Origin of the sequence: Pseudomonas sp. BP11-1-1 (assembly GCF_052112105.1) — a bacterium.
Classification (GTDB): Bacteria; Pseudomonadota; Gammaproteobacteria; order Pseudomonadales; family Pseudomonadaceae; genus Aquipseudomonas; species Aquipseudomonas alvandae.
This window is the reverse complement of sequence record NZ_JAUTYU010000002.1, coordinates 475,966-494,595: the sequence shown is the minus strand read 5'-3', so window position 1 is coordinate 494,595 and position 18,630 is coordinate 475,966. Positions and strand designations below refer to the sequence as shown.

Sequence of the window (18,630 nt, the reverse complement as noted above, 5' to 3'; positions counted from 1 at the left end):
GAAGGGCGCGCCGCCGACCTCACTCGACGGTATCGTCCTTGAACTGATCCTTGACGTACTTGATCTCGGTCCGGCCGTGAGGGGCCGGCAGGCCGTCTTCGCCGAGATTTACGAAGACCATTTTCTCCACCGTCAGGATGCTCTTGCGGGTGATCTTGTTGCGCACTTCGCACGTCAGGGTGATGGAGGTGCGACCGAACTCGGTGGCGGTGATGCCCAGTTCGATGATGTCGCCCTGGCGCGAAGCACTGACAAAATTGATTTCGGAAATGTACTTGGTGACCACGCGCTGGTTACCCAGCTGGACGATGGCATAGATGGCCGCCTCTTCGTCGATCCAGCGCAACAAGCTGCCGCCGAACAGCGTGCCATTGGGGTTGAGGTCTTCGGGCTTGACCCATTTGCGGGTATGGAAATTCATGATCACTCCTGGACGTCTGGCCGATGAATGCCCGCATCATGGCAGACGAGGCGCGCCGGCTCTACGTCGCCGCCCCTATAACGATCATCGGCAATTTCGATTTGCCGACAGAAACCCTTTGGAAGATCCGATTAGGCCGTTATAATCGCCCCCGTTTCATCGGCCCACGCTTTGGGCCGCTCCCGCCACCTGTCCGAGGGGCGCTGCAGCAGGCTCGACCTGTCAGGCTCGGATGGGGCGTTGCCCGTACGGGGCTCCTCGTACAGGCACTAAACGCACAACGGCGCCCATTCGCATACATTACGAATGGAGGCTCTTCATGAGCGCTGTTATCACGCCTGCCGCTTTTACCGACTACAAAGTCGCCGACATGTCCCTGGCTGCCTGGGGCCGTCGCGAAATCATCATCGCCGAATCCGAAATGCCAGCCCTGATGGGCCTGCGTCGCAAATACTCTGGCGAACAGCCATTGAAAGGCGCAAAAATCCTCGGCTGCATCCACATGACCATCCAGACCGCCGTGCTGATCGAAACCCTGGTTGCCCTGGGTGCCGAAGTGCGCTGGTCTTCCTGCAACATCTTCTCGACCCAGGACCAGGCCGCTGCCGCCATCGCCGCCGCCGGCATCCCGGTGTTCGCCTGGAAAGGCGAGACCGAGCAAGAGTACGAGTGGTGCCTGGAGCAGACCATCCTCAAGGATGGCCAGCCATGGGACACCAACATGATCCTCGACGACGGCGGCGACCTGACCGAGCTGCTGCACAAGAAATACCCGGCCGTACTGGACAAGGTCCACGGCGTGACCGAAGAAACCACCACCGGCGTACACCGTCTGCTGGACATGCTGGCCAAGGGCGAGCTGAAGATCCCGGCCATCAACGTCAACGACTCGGTGACCAAGAGCAAGAACGACAACAAATACGGCTGCCGTCACAGCCTCAACGACGCCATCAAGCGCGGCACCGACCACCTGTTGTCGGGCAAGCAGGCGCTGGTGATCGGCTACGGTGACGTGGGCAAGGGTTCCGCCCAGTCCCTGCGCCAGGAAGGCATGATCGTCAAGGTGTCCGAAGTCGACCCGATCTGCGCCATGCAAGCCTGCATGGACGGTTTCGAGCTGGTTTCGCCGTTCATCGACGGGGTCAACGACGGCACCGAGGCCAGCATCGACAAGGCCCTGCTGGGCAAGATCGACCTGATCGTGACCACCACCGGCAACGTCAATGTCTGCGACGCCAACATGCTCAAGGCCCTGAAAAAGCGCGCCGTGGTCTGCAACATTGGTCACTTCGACAATGAAATCGACACCGCTTTCATGCGCAAGAACTGGGCATGGGAAGAAGTGAAGCCACAGGTCCACAAGGTTCACCGCACCGGCGCTGGCAGCTTCGACCCACAGAACGATGACTACCTGATCCTGCTGGCCGAAGGCCGCCTGGTTAACCTGGGCAACGCCACCGGTCACCCAAGCCGCATCATGGACGGTTCGTTCGCCAACCAGGTCCTGGCCCAGATCTTCCTGTTCGGCCAGAAATACGCCGACCTGTCGCCAGCCCAGAAAGCCGAGCGTCTGACCGTGGAAGTACTGCCGAAGAAACTCGACGAAGAAGTGGCCCTGGAAATGGTCCGCGGTTTCGGCGGCGTGGTCACCAAGCTGACCAAGCAACAGGCTGACTACATCGGCGTCACCGTCGAAGGCCCGTTCAAGCCGCACGCTTATCGCTACTGATCGGTGCTATTGCCTGCTCTCCTTGTGGGAGCGGGCTTGCTCGCGAAATCGGTTCATCATTCAACATTGATGCGCCTGACACTCCGCCTTCGCGGGCAAGCCCGCTCCCACATTGTGCTGCGCAAGGTCTCCAAGCCCACGAGTTTCCAAGGATATGACCATGTCCCAAGACCGTCGCTACAGCTTCGAGTTCTTCCCGACGAAGACCGATGCTGGGCATGAAAAGCTGATCGCCACTGCTCGCCAGTTGGCAAGCTACAACCCTGATTTTTTCTCCTGCACCTACGGCGCCGGCGGTTCGACCCGTGACCGTACGCTGAATACCGTGCTGCAGCTCGAAAGCGAAGTCAAAGTCCCGGCCGCACCGCACTTGTCCTGCGTGGGTGACAGCAAGGACGACCTGCGCAGCCTGCTGACCCAATACAAGGCCGCAGGGATCAAGCGCATCGTAGCCCTGCGCGGCGACCTGCCCTCGGGCATGGGCATGGCCAGCGGCGAGCTGCGCCACGCCAATGAACTGGTTGAGTTCATTCGCGAAGAAACCGGCGAGCACTTCCACATTGAAATCGCCGCCTATCCGGAGATGCACCCCCAGGCGCGCAATTTCGAAGACGATTTGCGCAACTTCGTGCGCAAGGCCAACGCCGGCGCCAGCAGCGCAATCACCCAGTACTTCTTCAACGCCGACAGCTATTTCTATTTCGTCGAGCGCGTTCGCCAGATGGGTGTCGAGATTCCGGTAGTGCCGGGAATCATGCCGATCACCAACTACAGCAAGCTCGCACGCTTCTCTGACGCCTGCGGCGCGGAGATCCCCCGATGGATCCGCAAGCAACTGGAAGCCTACGGCGACGACACCGCCAGCATCCAGCGCTTCGGTGAAGAGGTCATCACGCAGATGTGTGAACGCTTGCTACAGGGCGGCGCACCGGGGCTGCACTTCTATACCCTGAACCAGGCAGAGCCTAGCCTCGCGGTGTGGAACAATCTCAAGCTGCCGCGTTAAAGCCAACTTGATGTGTACGCAAAGGCCCTGGCACAACCAGGGCCTTTTTTGATCCCGTCCAAGCAAAGCCCCAGCCCGCGTGCCAGAGCGCTCTAGCTATTTGACAGGCTCTCGTCGTAACCTCCGGTCATGCCTGTAATCGCCCGTTTAACGACACTTCTTCTCTTGTGCCTGAGCTTCGCTGCCCAGGCCGAGAAATTGCGCATTGTCACCGAACCCTGGGCACCCTATGTCTACGAGGAAAACGGCAAGATCCTCGGCTTGGACTATGAAACAACAGCCATCGTCTTCAAGCGCCTGGGCATCGACGTCGAATGGCAGTTGCTGCCCTGGAAGCGCTGCCTGGCGATGCTGGAACAGGGGTTGGCGGACGGTGCGCTGGACATCTTCCACAGCGACGAGCGCGACGCCCTGCTGCTTTACCCCAGCGAACCGCTGTCGGACGTCGAGTTTGTGATGTTCTATGCCAACGCCCGGCCTCATCCATTTCGTACGCTCGATGAACTCGATGGACTGACCGTGGGGACCTCGCCAGGTTATCTGTATAGCCAGGCTTTCAGGGAATCGTCCCGATTCAAACGGGAGACTGCGCCGACTCATGAAGCCAACTTCGGCAAATTGCAATTGGGTCGGATCGACCTGCTCATTACCGACCGCCGGGTGGGCCGGCATGTGCTCAAGGCGCTGCAACTAGGCGACCAGATCACGGAGAACCCTTTGGTCGTCAGCCGACAAAGCCAATACCTGGCGGTACGGCGCAAGGCCGGCATGGATTTGCTCGTGCAACGCTTCGGCGCAGAACTCAAGCGTTTCAAGCATGAGCCGGCCTACGCCGAACTGAGTGCCCGATATGGCGCAGGCTCCAGTGCCAACGTTGCGCCGCGCGACACCGTGCCACGCTGAAATACGCCGTTGAGCAGCAGGAAAGCGGCGCACGGCGATTGCTCTGTTATACTCCGGCCTTCCCGCCAGGCTCACGCCCGGACGCCCGGTCTTGCAAAAGGCATCCCGACACCGCTACAGCGCAGCTTCCAGCCCGCGCGAGCCCTGTCCGGACCCGCCTTCCAGACCCGGCAGGACCGGACGGGATGAGGTCTTCGATCGACCATCATTCGCGCCAGGCAAGACTATCCCATTGGGCCAGGCCCTCACTAAAAACAGGATTACTCATGTCCTTTGCTTCCCTCGGTCTCTCCGAGGCTTTAGTCGGCGCCATCGAAGCCGCCGGCTACACCCAGCCTACCCCGGTGCAACAGCGGGCCATCCCCGCCGTGTTGCAAGGTCGCGACCTGATGGTCGCCGCACAGACAGGTACGGGCAAGACCGGCGGTTTCGCCCTTCCGATCCTGGAACGGCTGTTCCCGAACGGTCACCCGGACAAATCCCAGCGTCATGGCCCGCGCCAACCGCGCGTACTGGTCCTGACGCCTACCCGCGAACTGGCGGCCCAGGTGCACGAGAGCTTCAAGGTCTACGCTCGTGACCTGAAATTCGTCAGTGCCTGCATTTTTGGCGGTGTCGGCATGAACCCGCAGGTCCAGGCCATGGCGCGCGGCGTCGACGTGCTGGTGGCCTGCCCCGGTCGCCTGCTGGACCTCGCCGGCCAGGGCAGCGTCGATCTGTCCCACGTGGAAATCCTCGTGCTGGACGAAGCCGACCGTATGCTCGACATGGGTTTTGTCCATGATGTGAAGAAAGTCCTGGCCCGCCTTCCAGCCAAGCGCCAGAACCTGCTGTTTTCGGCGACCTTCTCCAAGGACATCACCGACCTGGCCGGTAAGCTGTTGCACAACCCGGAACGCATCGAAGTCACGCCGCCGAACACCACGGTCGAGCGCATTGAACAACGCGTATTCCGCCTTCCAGCCAGCCACAAGCGTGCCCTGCTGGCGCACCTGATCACCACCGGCGCCTGGGAACAGGTCCTGGTTTTCACCCGCACCAAGCATGGCGCCAATCGCCTGGCCGAATACCTCGACAAACACGGCCTGCCCGCCGTCGCGATCCATGGCAACAAGAGCCAGAACGCTCGTACCAAGGCCCTGGCCGACTTCAAGGCCGGCGAAGTGCGCATCCTGGTGGCCACCGACATCGCCGCACGCGGCCTGGACATCGATCAGTTGCCTCACGTCGTCAACTTCGAGTTGCCCAACGTCGATGAAGACTATGTGCACCGTATCGGCCGTACTGGCCGGGCCGGTCGTTCGGGCGAAGCGATTTCCCTGGTCGCGCCGGACGAGGAAAAGCTGCTCAAGAGCATTGAGCGCATGACCAAGCAGAAGATTCCCGACGGCGACCTGATGGGCTTCGATGCCAGCACGATCGAGGCCGAGAAGCCTGAAGTGCGCGAGCGTCCGGACGTCCGCAACCCGCGTAACCCAAGAGGCCCGCGTGGCGATGGCCCGAATGGCAGCGGTGGCGGTCGCAAGGACAAAGGAAAAGACAAGGGCAAGGAAAAGCCGGCCAGCAACGGTCGCGGCGAACGCCCGGCCCGCGAGCAGAAACCCCGCGAGGGCTCCCCAGCCCGTGAGCAGCAGCGCCCGGCACCTCGCGCCGCAGCTGATCGCGGCCCGGCCGACCGCGCCCCAGACGAGTTCCTGGACGACGATATCGACAATTTCGGCAACCGCGTCGACTACGTACCCCAGCAGAAACCGGCCGCAGGCCGCGGCCGCCGCCCAGGCGCCCCGGCACAAGGCGCAGGTTCAGGAGCACCGCGCAATGGCCAGCCCCAAGGGCGCCAGAACGGACCGCGCAACAGCAACGGTTCGTCCACCGGCACCCCACCGGCCAAGCGCAACGGCCCGCGCAACGGTGCGCCACGTGACGGCCAGGCCCGTCGTGAAGACTCCCGTCCACGACGTCCAGCCCGTGGCGACGACCAGGCTCGCCAGGAGCCCGCGGTGCAGAACCCGCGTGGCAACCAGCCGAAAATCATCCACAAGGAATCGAAAACCGATCGTTTCCCGACGCCTGAACAGCTGGATCAACTGCCAAGCCGTCCGCGTGGCGAAAAACCGGCCTTGCTGACACGCAATCGCTGAGTTTTCCCAAGCCATGAAAAATGCCCCGGGTCTCGCGACCCGGGGCATTTTTTTTGGCCCAACACAATTCCAAATGTGGGAGCGAGCTTGCTCGCGATGGCGGCAGTCCTGTCACATTAAGGTTGGCTGATGCACCGCTATCGCGAGCAAGCTCGCCCCCACAGGGTCCTTTGTATCACCCGGAACCCGGTGCAATAAAAAACGCCCCTGACCGCAAGACCAGGGGCGTTTTTTCGTCAGGCGCGAACGTTACTTCGCTTTGACACCTTCAAACGAGATGTACAGCTCAACGGCGTCGGATTGCGGACCCAGGTCCATCATTTTTCCGAAGTCGGAACGCTTGATGGTGGTGGTGCCCTCAAAGCCAGCGCGGTAGCCGCCCCATGGATCCTTGCCCTCACCCAGGAATGTCGCTTTCACCACGATTGGCTTGGTGACGCCGTGCAAGGTCAGATCACCCGTCACGTCGGCAGTGTCCTTGCCGTCGGCGTTTTTACCAGTGGGCTTGACGCCGGTGGATACGAATTTGGCGTCAGCGTATTTGGCCACTTCCAGGAAGTCTTTGCTGGCAATGTGTTTGTCGCGCTCGGCGTGGTTAGTGAAAACACTGGCGGTACGAACGTTGAACTCGATCTTGCTGGCTTCAGGCTTGGCGGCGTCGAAGCTGAACTTGCCGTCGATGTCCTTGAAGGTACCGGTGATGTAGCTATAGCCCAGGTGGCTGATCTTGAAATCAACGAAGGCGTGCTGGCCTTCCTTGTCGACCACATAGTCGGCAGCCATGGCCTGGCCGGCGGACAGCAGGGCAGAACCGATTGCCAGGGCGGCGAGCGTCTTTTTCAACATGCTTTCTATTCCTTTGGAGTCGAGGTTGAACATCAGGCTTGGCGCCCCAGCATGCGCTTGAGGGTCGCGTCACGGTCGATAAAGTGGTGTTTCAATGCTGCCAACGCATGGAGGCCGGAAAAAATTACCAGCGCCCATGCGAGGTACAGGTGGATCTGGCCGGCGACGTCTGCCTGGTCGGGCAGTCCGGACACCAGCGCGGGCACTTCAAACAGACCAAACACCGAGATCCCGACACCGTCTGCGGTGGAAATCAGGTAGCCGGCGATCATCACGGCAAACAGCCCGAGATACAGTGCGCTATGGCCAACCTTGGCGCCTACGCGGGTGAGACGACCATAGGTTTCCAGGGTCGGTGGCGGTGGGCTGACAAAACGCCAGAGCACTCGCAGCACCATCACCGCCAACAGCACCAGGCCGATGCTCTTGTGCAGCTCCGGCGCGTCTTTGCGCCAGGAACTGTAGTAATCCAGCCCGACCATCCACAGGCCCAGCGCAAACAACCCGTACACCGCCAGGGCAACGGCCCAATGCGAAACGATGCTGACCCAGCCATAGCGAGAAGAAGAGTTGCGTAGCTGCATTGCTCATATCCTGTAAAAACTTCGGCCAAGACTAGCGAGTTATCTATCGATTTAAAGCGGAAATTTTCGCTTTGAAATATCGAGAAATACGATCATCAGTCTGGGAGGGGTGCGTTAAGGAAAGATTAAAGCGGATGCGTTGCGTGGTGGCGAGGGGAAGCGGGCATGGATCCCGCAGGGTGGAAGGGGCTCATCGCGAATGCTGTTCATTTTGAGGGCTTCGGTAAACCCGTGGCGAGGGAGCTTGCTCCCTCGCCACGGGGCCATCGTTTCTCTTGAATGAACCCGAATAAAAAAAGCGGCCCACGGGCCGCGTTTTTTTTACACCTGAACGTTATTGAGCCTTGGTCTCAGTAGCCGTCGCCGGTTTGGCCACCGGCTTCTTCACCGGCTCGGCCTTTTTCGCCGGAGCCTTGGCCGGGGCTTTTTTTGCCGGTGCCTTGGCGGCCGGTTTTTTCGCTGCTGGCTTGGCCGCCGCTTTCTTGGCCGGCTCGACTTTCGCCGGGGCCGGCGCGGGTGGTTCTACCGGGGCCGGCGCTGGAGCAGGTGCAGGCGCAGGAGGCGGGGCTACCGGCTCGGGGGCCTTGACCGGCTCCGGCTTCTTGTCGTCATCCGAGCCACCGAACAGGTTGCTGAAGAAGTTGCCCTTCTTCGCCGCCGCCGCGGCCGGGGCGACCTTCGGTGGTTCGAAGGATTTGCCTGCAGCCAGGTCTTCAACCTGGCTGGCGGCACGTTGACCGCTGCGCAGCGCGCCTTCCAGCGTGCCTGGGTACATGGCGTCGGTGTGTTCACCGGCAAAGGCTACGCGCTGCAAGGGCTTTTCCCACAGGCGCCAGTATTTGCTGATCTGGCCCGGACCAAACGCCAGGTACGCGCCGCCCATGGACGGGTCGGTGCTGTAGCGACGAATTTCATAACCGGTGAACGCACCACGGGCCTGCGGATAAAACGCGTGCAGGCGGATCAGCACCTGGTCGACCATCTGCTTGTCGCCGAAGGCCTGCATCACCCGGGCGTTGTCGCCGGACAGGTTGATGACTACGTTGGCCCCGCCCTTCATGGCCGGCTCGATCCACATCATGCCCAGGCCGGTGTTGCTATAGATCTCGCCCGACATGCGCGCCTTGCTGTCCCAGACCGGGGTCTTGAACTTGAGCATGATCTGGTCGCGCCAGCCGTAGTTGGTGCCTTTGATCGCGCCTTGGTGCTGGGCGTCCAGGGCCGGGGTCAATTGGATCTTGTTCAACGCCCGCAGCGGCACCGCGAGTACGACGTAGTCAGCCTGGTAGCCGACGCTGCCGACCTTGACGGTGACGCCGTCCTTGTCCTGGGAAATGGCCGAAACCGGGGAGCCGGTCTTGATTGTTTTCAGTTGCTTGACGAATGCCTGGGCCAACACCGGGCTGCCCCCGAGCAGGCGCGAGGCGCGCAGGTCACGGTCGGACACGCCGCGATAGACGCGGTTCTGCTGGGCGAAATACAGCAGAGAGAGGCGCGACGGTTCGTCATAGCGCGTACGAATTTCCTGGTTGACCAATTGCCGCGCGGTGGCAGGCAGTTGCAGGCGGTCGAGCCAGTTGGACACGGTGATCTGGTCGAGCGCATGCAGCGTGCTGGTGGCCGCCGGGTTCAGCGGATCGTCGATGGAGCGCGCCAATTCGTCCAGGGTGGTCTCGTAGCGCTTGAGCGCTTCGGCGGTGGCGGGTTGCTTGGTCGCCAGGTCAGCGGCGGTGAAATAAGTGCCGTCGATCAGGTAACTCGGGGTACGCACGAATTCCGGGGCCGGGGTGGTGCTCAGCTTGAACGTCGAAACGTATTTATTCAGCACAGGCTGAGTCTTTTCGTTGCCGATCCACTCACTGGTGGCCATGCCCGAACGGCCGCCCAGGCTCGGCTTGGCTTCCAGCAGGGTCACGGCCCAGCCCTTGTTCTGCAGCTCATAGGCCGCCGTCAGTCCGGCCAGCCCACCGCCGATGACGATGGCCGTCGGTTGCTTGTCCTTGGCCAGCGCCGAAACGCTGAACAGCCCTATCATCACCAGCGCACAGGCGCGCAGCCAACCAGCAGACATTCAGCGAACTCCGGAATAAAGCGTAAGAATTTTCGATTTTTTCGAGCCAGTCGGCTCTCGGTCTTTCGAGCCAGTCGGCTCAGGAACCGCGAAGAATACGTCAGCCATCAAAAGGCCGCCAGCGACGTCTATCGCCTGGCTCAAAGTAGCGACAACGACACAATGGGTTGTCCGCCGGGCCGCCATTGCATAGGCTTGCGCGATTGTTTTGCCCGCGCCCGCCGCGAGCCGCCTCGAGGAGACTGTACATGGGCCTGAATAACCAGTGGATGCAACGCGATCTCGCGGTACTGTGGCACCCCTGCACCCAGATGAAAGATCACGAACAGCTGCCGCTGATCCCTATCAAGCGCGGCGAAGGCGTGTGGCTGGAAGACTTCGAAGGCAAGCGCTACCTCGACGCGGTGAGTTCGTGGTGGGTCAACGTATTCGGCCACGCCAACCCGCGCATCAACCAACGCATCAAGGATCAGGTCGATCAGTTGGAGCATGTGATCCTCGCCGGCTTCAGCCACCAGCCGGTGATCGAGCTGTCCGAGCGCCTGGTGAAGATGACGCCGGATGGCCTGACCCGGTGCTTCTACGCCGATAACGGCTCGTCGTGCATCGAAGTGGCGATGAAGATGAGCTTTCACTACTGGATCAATCGCGACCAGCCCGCCAAGAAACGCTTCGTCACCCTGAGCAACAGCTACCACGGCGAAACCATCGCCGCGATGTCGGTGGGCGACGTGCCGTTGTTCACCGAGACCTACAAGGCGCTGCTGCTGGACACGATCAAAGTGCCGAGCCCCGACTGCTACCACCGCCCCGAAGGCATGGGTTGGGAGGAGCATTCGCGGAATATGTTCGCCGCCATGGAGCAAACCCTGGCCGAGCACCACGAAACGGTGGCGGCGGTGATTGTCGAGCCGCTGATCCAGGGCGCCGGCGGCATGCGCATGTATCACCCGGTGTACCTGAAGCTGCTGCGCGAGGCCTGCGATCGCTATGGCGTGCACCTGATCCACGACGAAATCGCCGTCGGCTTCGGCCGCACCGGGACGATGTTTGCCTGTGAACAGGCCGGTATCACACCGGATTTCCTTTGCCTGTCCAAGGCCCTGACCGGCGGCTACCTGCCGCTGGCGGCGTGCATGACCACCGATGACGTCTACAGCGCGTTCTACGATGACTACCCGACCCTGCGCGCCTTCCTCCATTCCCACAGCTACACCGGCAACCCGCTGGCCTGCGCCGCTGCCCTGGCGACGTTGGATATTTTCGAAGAAGACAACGTCATCGAAACCAACAAGGCGCTGGCCCAACGCATGGCGAGCGCCACCGCGCACCTGGCCGATCACCCGAACGTTGCGGAGGTGCGCCAGACCGGCATGGTGCTGGCCATCGAGATGGTCAAGGACAAGGCCAGCAAAACCGCTTATCCGTGGCAGGAGCGCCGTGGCCTGGCGGTGTTCCAGCATGCCCTGGAGCGCGGCGCGTTGCTGCGGCCGCTGGGCAGCGTGGTGTATTTCCTGCCGCCGTATGTCATCACGCCGGAGCAGATTGATTTCCTGGCTGAAGTGGCCAGTGAAGGCATCGACATCGCCACCCGGGACAAGGTCAGCGTGGCAGTGCCGAAGGACTTCCACCCGGGCTATCGCGATCCGGGCTGAATCCCGGCTTTCTGTTGAAACACTGTTGTGGTGAGGGGATAAATCCCCTCGCCACAGGTTTAACTATTTAGAGATTCGAAATGAGACTGTCCCGCTTCTTCATCGACACCCCCCTGAGCCTCGGCGACCACGAGCTGCCCGAAGCCCAGGCCCATTACATCGGCCGTGTGCTGCGCATGGCCGAGGGCGATGCGGTGCAGGTATTCGACGGCTCAGGCCAAGAGTTTCGCGGCACCCTGGCCGAGGTCGGCAAGAAACGTGTGCGCGTGCAACTCGACGAACAATTTGCCGGACAGGCCGAGTCGCCCCTGCGCATCCACCTCGGCCAGGGTCTGTCCCGGGGCGAGCGCATGGACTGGGCGATCCAGAAGGCTACCGAGCTGGGGGTCAGCGAGATCACGCCAATCTTCACCGAGCGCTGCGAAGTACGTCTCAAGGACGAGCGCGCCGACAAGCGCCTGCTGCATTGGCGCCAGGTGGCGATCAGCGCCTGCGAGCAATGTGGGCGCTCCACCGTGCCGGTGATCCATCCGCCACTGTTGCTGGCCGACTGGTTGAAGCAGGCCGAGGCCGAATTGAAGCTGGTGCTGCACCCGGTGGCCGATCCACTGGTCAGCCATGCCAAGCCTTCGACCCTGGCGTTCCTGATCGGTCCCGAGGGCGGGTTGTCGGATGCCGAAGTCGAGCAGGCCAAGACCGCCGGCTACCACGCCGCCCGCCTCGGCCCCCGCGTGCTGCGTACCGAAACCGCGCCGGTGGTGGCGTTGGCGGTGGCGCAGCAGTTGTGGGGGGATTTCTGAGCCTCGGCGACCACTGAAGATCAACTGTGGGAGCGAGCCTGCTCGCGATTGCGGTGAATCAGTCGACACTTGCACAGGCTGACCCACCGCTATCGCGAGCAAGCTCGCTCCCACAGGAATCATCGGTGCAGCGCGATCACTGCACCGGCTCACTCGTCGGCTTGGCAATGATCGCCTTCAACTCGCTGGTCATCGGGAATTCCAGGTTCAAGCCCTTGGGCGGGATCGGCTGCTGGAACCAACGCTCGTAGATCGCGTTGATCTCCCCTGACTTGTACAGGTCCGCCAGGGTCGCGTTGACCAGCGCGAGGAATTGCGGATCGTCCTTGCGCACCATGCAGCTGTAGATTTCCCGCGACTGCTCTTCCCCGACCACGACCCATTTATGCGGATCGCGCGCCTTGGCCCGCTCGCCGTACAGCAGCGCGTCGTCCATGTAGAACGCCGCCGCCCGCCCGGTCTCGAGCATCTGGAAGGCTTCGCCGTGGTCCTTGGCACTGATGACGAACATGTCGACCTTGTTGTCCTGGTTGTAGCTCTTCAGGAACCGCTCGTTGGTCGTGCCGGCGGTGGTCACCACATTCTTGCCGCGCAGGTCGGCGAAGCTGTGGATGCCGCTGTCCTTGGCCGTCAACAGTTGGCCCTTCACGTAAATGAAACCGTAGGAAAACGCCACTTGCTTCTGCCGCTCGGCGGTCACGCCGGTGGAACCGCACTCCAGGTCCACGGTGCCGTTCTGCACCAGCGGGATGCGTGTCTGGGACGTGACGAGGTTGTACTTCACGTTCAGTTGCGGCAATGCCAATTGTTGCTGGATGCGCGCGACAATCTTGCCTGCCAGCTCCACCGAATAGCCCATCGGCTTGCCGCTGTTGTCCGCGACGTAGGAAAACGGCACCGAAGCGTCGCGATAGCCCAGGGTGATGCTCTTGCTGCTGGCGATCTTGCCCAGCGTGCCGGCCGGCGGCGCTTCATTGGCGAATGCCGCAGCGCTCAGCAGCAGGCTCAGGGTACAGCCGATCAACGTGATTTTTTGCATTGTTATTCTCCGTTGCGGGTGGGTCAGGCGGCGCGGGGCGTGAGGCCTCGCATGTCGATGGAAGGTGTACGTTGGCGGATCAGCTCACTGAGCAAGCGGCCGCTGCCGCAGGCCAGGGTAAAGCCCAAGGCACCATGGCCCAGGTTGAGCCACAGGTTGCGGTAGCCGGTGGCACCAATCAGGGGGACGCCGCTGGGCGTGGCCGGACGCATGCCCGCCCACTCGATAGCGCGTTCGTAATTCCCGGCCAGCGGCAAGGTGTCCATCGCCTGGCGCCGGATAAGGGCCAGGCGCCTGGGGTCCGGTGCCGGGTCGAAACCGACAATGTCGACCATCGCCGCCACCCTCAATTGTTCACCGATGCGAGCGTAGACCACCTTGCGGTCATAGTCGGTGATGCTCAGCTCCGGCGCCCGGTGCCGCGCCTCGATCGGTACCGTCAGGCTGTAGCCCTTGAGGGGATACAGCGACAATCGCAGCCCGGGTAATGCGAGCGCTGCGCTGCGATGACCCGCGGCGATCACCAAGGCGTCTACGTCCAGGCGATGTCCGCCCAGGTCGATTGCCTGCACCGTGCCGTTGGCATGATGGAGAGCGGTCACCGCACGCCCTAGCAAAAACTCGCAGCGCCCCGAAGCCCGGAGCCGCGCCGCCAATTGCAGGCAGAACGCATGGCAATCGGCGGCCTCCTCGTCCGGCGTATAGATCCCGCCCACGAACGGCACGTCAGCCAGTGCCGGCTCCAGGCTCGCGCACTCCTCGAGGCCCAGTACTTGTTGATGATCAAGGTCAGTCACCCGTCGCCGAGCATGTTCGAAATGGCCGGCATTTCGAAACGTCACCAACTTGCCGTTGCGCCGCCAGTCGAAGCCGTCGAGGCGATCCTCTTCGCGCCAAGTCTGCAATGTCGCCTGGCTCAGCAACGCCAGGCGCAACAGGTGCTCACCGTTGCGGCGGTTGACCGAGGTCCGGCACGCCCCGATGAATGCCGCCATCCAGCGCCATTGGGCCGGGTCGAGGCGCGGGCGCAACTTCAGCGGCGAATCCGCGCGCAACATCCAGCCCAGGGCTTGCCACGGCACCCCGGCATCCGCCAGCGGCGTGACGTAGCGATAGGACAACTGCCCGCCATTGGCGAAGCTGGTTTCGCTGCCCAACGCGTCCCGAGCTTCGACAAGCGTGACGTCGATGCCTTCGCGAACCAGCGCATAAGCCGTCGCCAGCCCGATCACGCCGCCACCGATGATGCAAACCCGCTGAGCCATGTCCGTCTCGCACCTGTTTCGAATGGCCCAAGGTTAGGATCGGATGACAGCGTTCGAACAATGAATAAAGATGGGCTTCCTATAAACAAAGGTTATGGGCTCGCCATGCGCCTTCGTCATATCGAGATTTTCCAGGCCATCCGCCAGACCGGCTCCATCAGCGGCGCCGCGCAGTTGTTGCATGTCTCCCAGCCGGCGGTGACCAAGGTGTTGCAGCATGCCGAGCAGCAGTTGGGCTTTGCGCTGTTCCTGCGGGTGCGCGGCAAGTTGCAGGCCACGCCCGAAGCGCTGGAGCTGGAGCGCGAAGTAGACAAGGTCAGCGAAAGCCTGCAAGGCGTGTGGCGCCTGGCCCAGAGCCTGCGCCGCGAGCCGGGGCACAGCCTGCGGATCGGCGCCACGCCGGCCTTGGCGCTGTCATTGCTGCCGACGGCGGTTCATCAATGGACCCAACGTTACCCGGACATCGTCTGCGAGTTATCCAGCGCCCACAGCCGCGAACTGACGCAGAACCTGCTGATGCGCGAAATCGACGTCGCCCTGACCCTGCAACCGCCCGATCACCCCGGCCTCAAGGCCCAGCCCCTGGCCAGCGGCGTGTTGGTTGCCCTGGCCCCCAGCGGCCATTGGCCCGAGGCGGCGATCGGCACGCCCATGCCGTTGCAGGCCCTGGCCGGCGCGCCGTTGATCGGCCTGTCCAGCACCGACCCGTTGTCAGCCAGGCTGGACGGCTACCTCAAGTCGGTGGAACCACCGCCACGCGTCAGCATTTCCGTACAGACCTATTCACTGGCCCGGGCCATGGTCGAATCCGGCGCCGGGCTGGCGGTGATCGACCCGTTCACGGCTTTAGGCGCTTCGCGCTCCCGCACGGCCATCCGGCCCTTGTCGCCGCCGCTGCCCATTTCCCTCTACGCGGTGACCCGGGCCAACGAGGCCCCGGCCCATACGATGGGCGCCTTGCTGGAGATCTTCGCCAGCCAGGCCCAGGCACAACTGGATCGTCTGTTTGCAGGTGCTCAAAGCACGTAGAACAGGATCGCGACGAAATGCAGCAGGCTGCCAGCGATGACAAACAGGTGCCAGATGCCATGGGCATGGCGCAGGCGCTGGTCGAGGGCGAAAAAAATGATGCCCACCGTGTAAAGCACGCCGCCCGAAGCCAGCCAGGCGAACCCGGCGCTGCCCAGCGCCGCCAGCAACGGCTTGACCGCCACCAGGACGATCCAGCCCATCACCGCATAAATGACGATCGACAGGATCCGTGCTTCGGAGCGTGGCTTGATTTCCTGGAGGATGCCGATCACGGCCAGCCCCCAGACGATCCCGAACAAGGTCCAGCCCCACGGCCCGCGCAGCGTCACCAGGCAGAACGGCGTGTAGCTGCCGGCGATCAGCAGATAGATCGAAAAATGATCGACCTTTTGCATGATCGCTTTCTTGCGCCCACGCACGCTGTGGTACACCGTCGAGGCGCTGTACAGCACCAGCAAGGTGAACCCGTAGATCGCCACGCTGACGATCTTCCACGGATCGCCCGCCATCCCGGCAATCACCAGCAACCACACCGCGCCGATAAACGCCGCGACCGCCCCCACCAGGTGCGTCCAGGCGTTGAGTCGTTCCCCGTGATACATCCAATCCCACCCCATATTCCGAAACTGGCGCCAAGGCTCAGGCTTGGCGCGGCAAAGTGCAATAAATTGCTTTTTCAAATTGCGATACAGCTCTTGTGGCGAGGGGATTTATCCCCGCTGGGCTGCGCAGCAGCCCCAAATCCTGTCACCCCGGTGTGTCAGGCCGATGGCATTCAGATGTATTGGGGCCGCTTCGCGGCCCAGCGGGGATAAATCCCCTCGCCACAGATTAACCCTCTAAAAAGAGTCGATTGGGGCACAATCAGCCCATACGAATAAGAGTCCGCCCCCCATGCTGATCGACGAAGAATTGACCCTGAAGAAACTCGAGGTGTTCCTGGCCTTCATGCGCACCGGTAACCTCGCGCGGGCGGCGGCCGAGTTGCAGACCAGCAACGTCAGCGTGCACCGGGCCATTCATTCGCTGGAGAGCGCCTTGCGTTGCCCATTGTTCAAGCACGAGGGCCGCAACCTCACCCCCTTGGAAAGCGCCTATGTGCTGGAAGAGCGAGCGCAGAAACTCATCCAGGACGTGATCGAAAGCGTGCGCCTGACCCGCGAGGCGGCTGGTTTTTCCGCCGAGCGCTTCAAGCTTGGCTCGCTGTACTCGCTGACGGTCAAGACCGTGCCGCAGCTGATCATGGGCCTGAAGATCCGCCGCAGCGAACTCAATATCGACCTGATCATGGGTTCCAACATCGACCTCCTGTACAAGCTCAAGAACATGGAAGTCGATGCGATCCTGGTGTCGCTGGACGACAGCGTCAACGACCCGGACTGCGAACAGATCCAGCTGTTTTCCGATGACATCTTTCTTGCCACGCCAGCCGACTCACCCTTCGCCCAGCGCAGCGAAGTCGACCTGGCCGAAGTGCGCGACGAAACCTTCATCACCCTGACCCAGGGCTTTGCCACGCACCAGGACGGCAATCGGGTGTTCAAGCAGGCGGGGTTCGAGCCGAAGGTGGCGATGCAGGTCAACGATATCTTTACCCTGCTGAGCATGGTCAGCTCCGGGGTGGGTTATGCCCTGCTGCCGGGCAGGATCGCGGCGGTCTACGAAAACCGGGTGAAACTGATCCCGTTGCAGGAAAAGTACCGGTTGCAGCAGCACATCGGCGTGGTGTTCCTCAAGGCCAAGGAACGCGACCCGAACCTGCTGGCGCTGTTGGCGGAGTGCCGGATGTATGCCAATCGCCAGGCATAGGACGTTGTGGCGAGGGAGCTTGCTCCCGCTGGGCTGCGCCCCAGGATTTTGCGGTCGCTGCGCAACCGAGCGGGAGCAAGCTCCCTCGCCACAAAAGCAGTTCCCGATTAGCCGACAATCCCGCGCACGATGAAGTACAGCAACGAAGGCCCCAGCAGGCACCCCAGCCCGGTGTGGAACGTCGCCGTCAACGCGCCATACGGCACCAGCCGCCGATCCGTCGCGGCCAGGCCGGCAGTCACGCCACTCACGGTCCCGGCCAGGCCGCCGAAGACCATGGCCGAGCGCGGGTTGTCCAGGCCCATCCAGCGCGCCGCCATGGGCGTGCCGACCATCACGATGATCGCCTTGATCAAACCGGTGGCAATCGACAAGGCCATCACATCGGACGTGGCGCCAATCGCCGCCCCAGTCACTGGCCCGACGATGTAAGTCACCGCGCCCGCGCCGATGGTGGTCATGCTCACCGCGTCGCGATAGCCGAACAGCCAAGCGATGCTCGCGCCGACAATGAACGGCAAGACTGTGCCCAGGAGCAGTGCAATCACGCCAATCATCCCGGCTTTTTTCGCTTCGGTGGCCTGCACCTCGAACGCCGTGGCCACGATGGCGAAGTCTCGCAGCATGGCCCCGCCCATCAAGCCAATGCCGGAAAACAGCGACAGGTCGGCCAGGCCTTTCTGTCCACCCGTCATCGTCCCGCCCACCCAGGCCAGCACCAGGCCGATGACAATGGCAATCGCCGAACCGTGGATGCGGCCATACGTCAGGCGCTTGGACAGTATCACCGAGACCCACATGATCACGCCGACAAACGCAAAGGCCGTGATCAAGCCGTTATGTTCCAAGCCTTTTTCAATGAGATCCCACATGTCAGCGACCTCCCGCAGGCGTGCCAAGCGGCGTCAGTTCCACCGGCTCGTCGGGCAAGGGATCGCCCTTGTGGGTCCGGCTGATCAGCGCAATCGTGCAACCGCAGAGGACCACAGAACCTATGGCCGCCAGCACCGCCACCGGGCCGCCGTGCAGGGCAGTGACGACGTTCTGTTGCGCCGCCATCGCCACCACCACGGGAATGTACATGGCGCCCCAGAAGGCAACGCCCATTTCGCAATCCTTGGTCATGCCACCGCGCTTGTGCATCCACAAGCGTGCGCAGATCAGCAGGATCATTGCGATGCCGACCCCGCCCACATTGGACTTGACGCCCAGTAACACGCCGAGCATGTCGCCCAGGATCACCCCTGTCAGCGTACAGATCGCCAACAGTGCCACACCGTAAATAATCATTGTCGTCATCCTCAAAATGCATCGTCGAAGTTGTTGTTG

16 protein-coding genes, 1 pseudogene and 1 riboswitch are annotated in these 18,630 nt (G+C 62.2%); of the genes and pseudogenes, 8 read left to right on the top strand and 9 right to left on the bottom strand.

Annotated elements, in window-relative coordinates; all coding sequences use genetic code 11:
* Positions 1-19: 19 nt before the first annotated feature.
* The gene (locus Q7C33_RS05895; RefSeq protein ID WP_030137870.1) at positions 20-421 is read right to left on the bottom strand and encodes an acyl-CoA thioesterase; all 402 of its coding nucleotides are present in this window, start codon (positions 419-421) and stop codon (positions 20-22) included.
* Between the two features lie 189 nt (positions 422-610).
* Positions 611-717: riboswitch (S-adenosyl-L-homocysteine riboswitch) on the top strand.
* A gap of 23 nt (positions 718-740) precedes the next feature.
* Between Q7C33_RS05895 and ahcY the strand changes: the two genes are divergently transcribed.
* The 4 genes and pseudogenes from ahcY (at position 741) to Q7C33_RS05875 (ending at position 6,200) form a co-directional block, all read left to right on the top strand.
* Positions 741-2,150: an adenosylhomocysteinase gene (gene ahcY, locus Q7C33_RS05890; protein WP_407682989.1), complete on the top strand. Its 1,410-nt coding sequence runs from the start codon at positions 741-743 to the stop codon at positions 2,148-2,150.
* Between the two features lie 160 nt (positions 2,151-2,310).
* Complete coding sequence (gene metF, locus Q7C33_RS05885) at positions 2,311-3,156, top strand: methylenetetrahydrofolate reductase [NAD(P)H] (RefSeq protein WP_030137872.1); 846 nt, start codon at positions 2,311-2,313, stop codon at positions 3,154-3,156.
* 129 nt (positions 3,157-3,285) lie between these two features.
* Positions 3,286-4,094, top strand: a pseudogene (locus Q7C33_RS05880) (substrate-binding periplasmic protein); the annotation flags it as partial.
* A 231-nt stretch (positions 4,095-4,325) separates the two neighbouring features.
* Positions 4,326-6,200 (top strand): DEAD/DEAH box helicase, encoded by a 1,875-nt coding sequence (locus Q7C33_RS05875; RefSeq protein WP_407683038.1) that lies wholly within the window; start codon positions 4,326-4,328, stop codon positions 6,198-6,200.
* Positions 6,201-6,449: 249 nt separating this feature from the next.
* Here Q7C33_RS05875 and Q7C33_RS05870 read toward each other — a convergent pair whose 3' ends face one another.
* The 3 genes from Q7C33_RS05870 to Q7C33_RS05860 form a co-directional block, all read right to left on the bottom strand.
* Positions 6,450-7,046, bottom strand: coding sequence for a YceI family protein (locus Q7C33_RS05870; RefSeq protein ID WP_030137875.1), 597 nt, complete (start codon positions 7,044-7,046; stop codon positions 6,450-6,452).
* Between the two features lie 32 nt (positions 7,047-7,078).
* Positions 7,079-7,630, bottom strand: coding sequence for a cytochrome b (locus Q7C33_RS05865; RefSeq protein WP_030137876.1), 552 nt, complete (start codon positions 7,628-7,630; stop codon positions 7,079-7,081).
* 334 nt (positions 7,631-7,964) lie between these two features.
* Complete coding sequence (locus Q7C33_RS05860; protein ID WP_407682988.1) at positions 7,965-9,701, bottom strand: flavin monoamine oxidase family protein; 1,737 nt, start codon at positions 9,699-9,701, stop codon at positions 7,965-7,967.
* Between the two features lie 248 nt (positions 9,702-9,949).
* Between Q7C33_RS05860 and Q7C33_RS05855 the strand changes: the two genes are divergently transcribed.
* Together Q7C33_RS05855 and Q7C33_RS05850 are read left to right on the top strand one after the other, a co-directional pair.
* Positions 9,950-11,356, top strand: coding sequence for an adenosylmethionine--8-amino-7-oxononanoate transaminase (locus tag Q7C33_RS05855; RefSeq protein WP_407682987.1), 1,407 nt, complete (start codon positions 9,950-9,952; stop codon positions 11,354-11,356).
* Positions 11,357-11,436: 80 nt separating this feature from the next.
* On the top strand, positions 11,437-12,156 hold the full coding sequence (locus tag Q7C33_RS05850; RefSeq protein WP_407682986.1) for a 16S rRNA (uracil(1498)-N(3))-methyltransferase: 720 nt from the start codon (positions 11,437-11,439) through the stop codon (positions 12,154-12,156).
* A gap of 136 nt (positions 12,157-12,292) precedes the next feature.
* On the opposite strand, the gene Q7C33_RS05845 is transcribed toward Q7C33_RS05850, so the two are convergent.
* Positions 12,293-13,195, bottom strand: a complete 903-nt coding sequence (locus Q7C33_RS05845) for a transporter substrate-binding domain-containing protein (protein ID WP_030137880.1) — start codon at positions 13,193-13,195, stop codon at positions 12,293-12,295.
* Between the two features lie 23 nt (positions 13,196-13,218).
* Entirely contained in the window at positions 13,219-14,460 is a 1,242-nt protein-coding gene (locus Q7C33_RS05840) for a D-amino acid dehydrogenase (protein ID WP_407682985.1), read from the bottom strand.
* A gap of 105 nt (positions 14,461-14,565) precedes the next feature.
* Between Q7C33_RS05840 and Q7C33_RS05835 the strand changes: the two genes are divergently transcribed.
* The gene (locus Q7C33_RS05835) at positions 14,566-15,489 is read left to right on the top strand and encodes a LysR family transcriptional regulator (RefSeq protein WP_407682984.1); all 924 of its coding nucleotides are present in this window, start codon (positions 14,566-14,568) and stop codon (positions 15,487-15,489) included.
* Here Q7C33_RS05835 and trhA read toward each other — a convergent pair.
* Positions 15,477-16,094, bottom strand: coding sequence for a PAQR family membrane homeostasis protein TrhA (trhA, locus tag Q7C33_RS05830; protein WP_030137883.1), 618 nt, complete (start codon positions 16,092-16,094; stop codon positions 15,477-15,479). The genes Q7C33_RS05835 and trhA overlap by 13 nt on opposite strands.
* 292 nt (positions 16,095-16,386) lie before the next feature.
* On the opposite strand from trhA, the gene Q7C33_RS05825 reads away from it, so the two are divergent.
* Positions 16,387-17,301 carry a LysR family transcriptional regulator gene (locus Q7C33_RS05825; RefSeq protein WP_258648456.1) on the top strand — a complete coding sequence of 305 codons (915 nt, stop codon included), beginning with the start codon at positions 16,387-16,389 and terminating at the stop codon, positions 17,299-17,301.
* Between the two features lie 107 nt (positions 17,302-17,408).
* Here the strand turns inward: Q7C33_RS05825 and madM are convergent, their stop codons facing one another.
* Entirely contained in the window at positions 17,409-18,173 is a 765-nt protein-coding gene (gene madM / locus Q7C33_RS05820; RefSeq protein ID WP_407682983.1) for a malonate transporter subunit MadM, read from the bottom strand.
* 1 nt (position 18,174) lies between these two features.
* Positions 18,175-18,591, bottom strand: a complete 417-nt coding sequence (madL, locus tag Q7C33_RS05815; protein WP_407682982.1) for a malonate transporter subunit MadL — start codon at positions 18,589-18,591, stop codon at positions 18,175-18,177.
* Between the last annotated feature and the right edge of the window lie 39 nt (positions 18,592-18,630).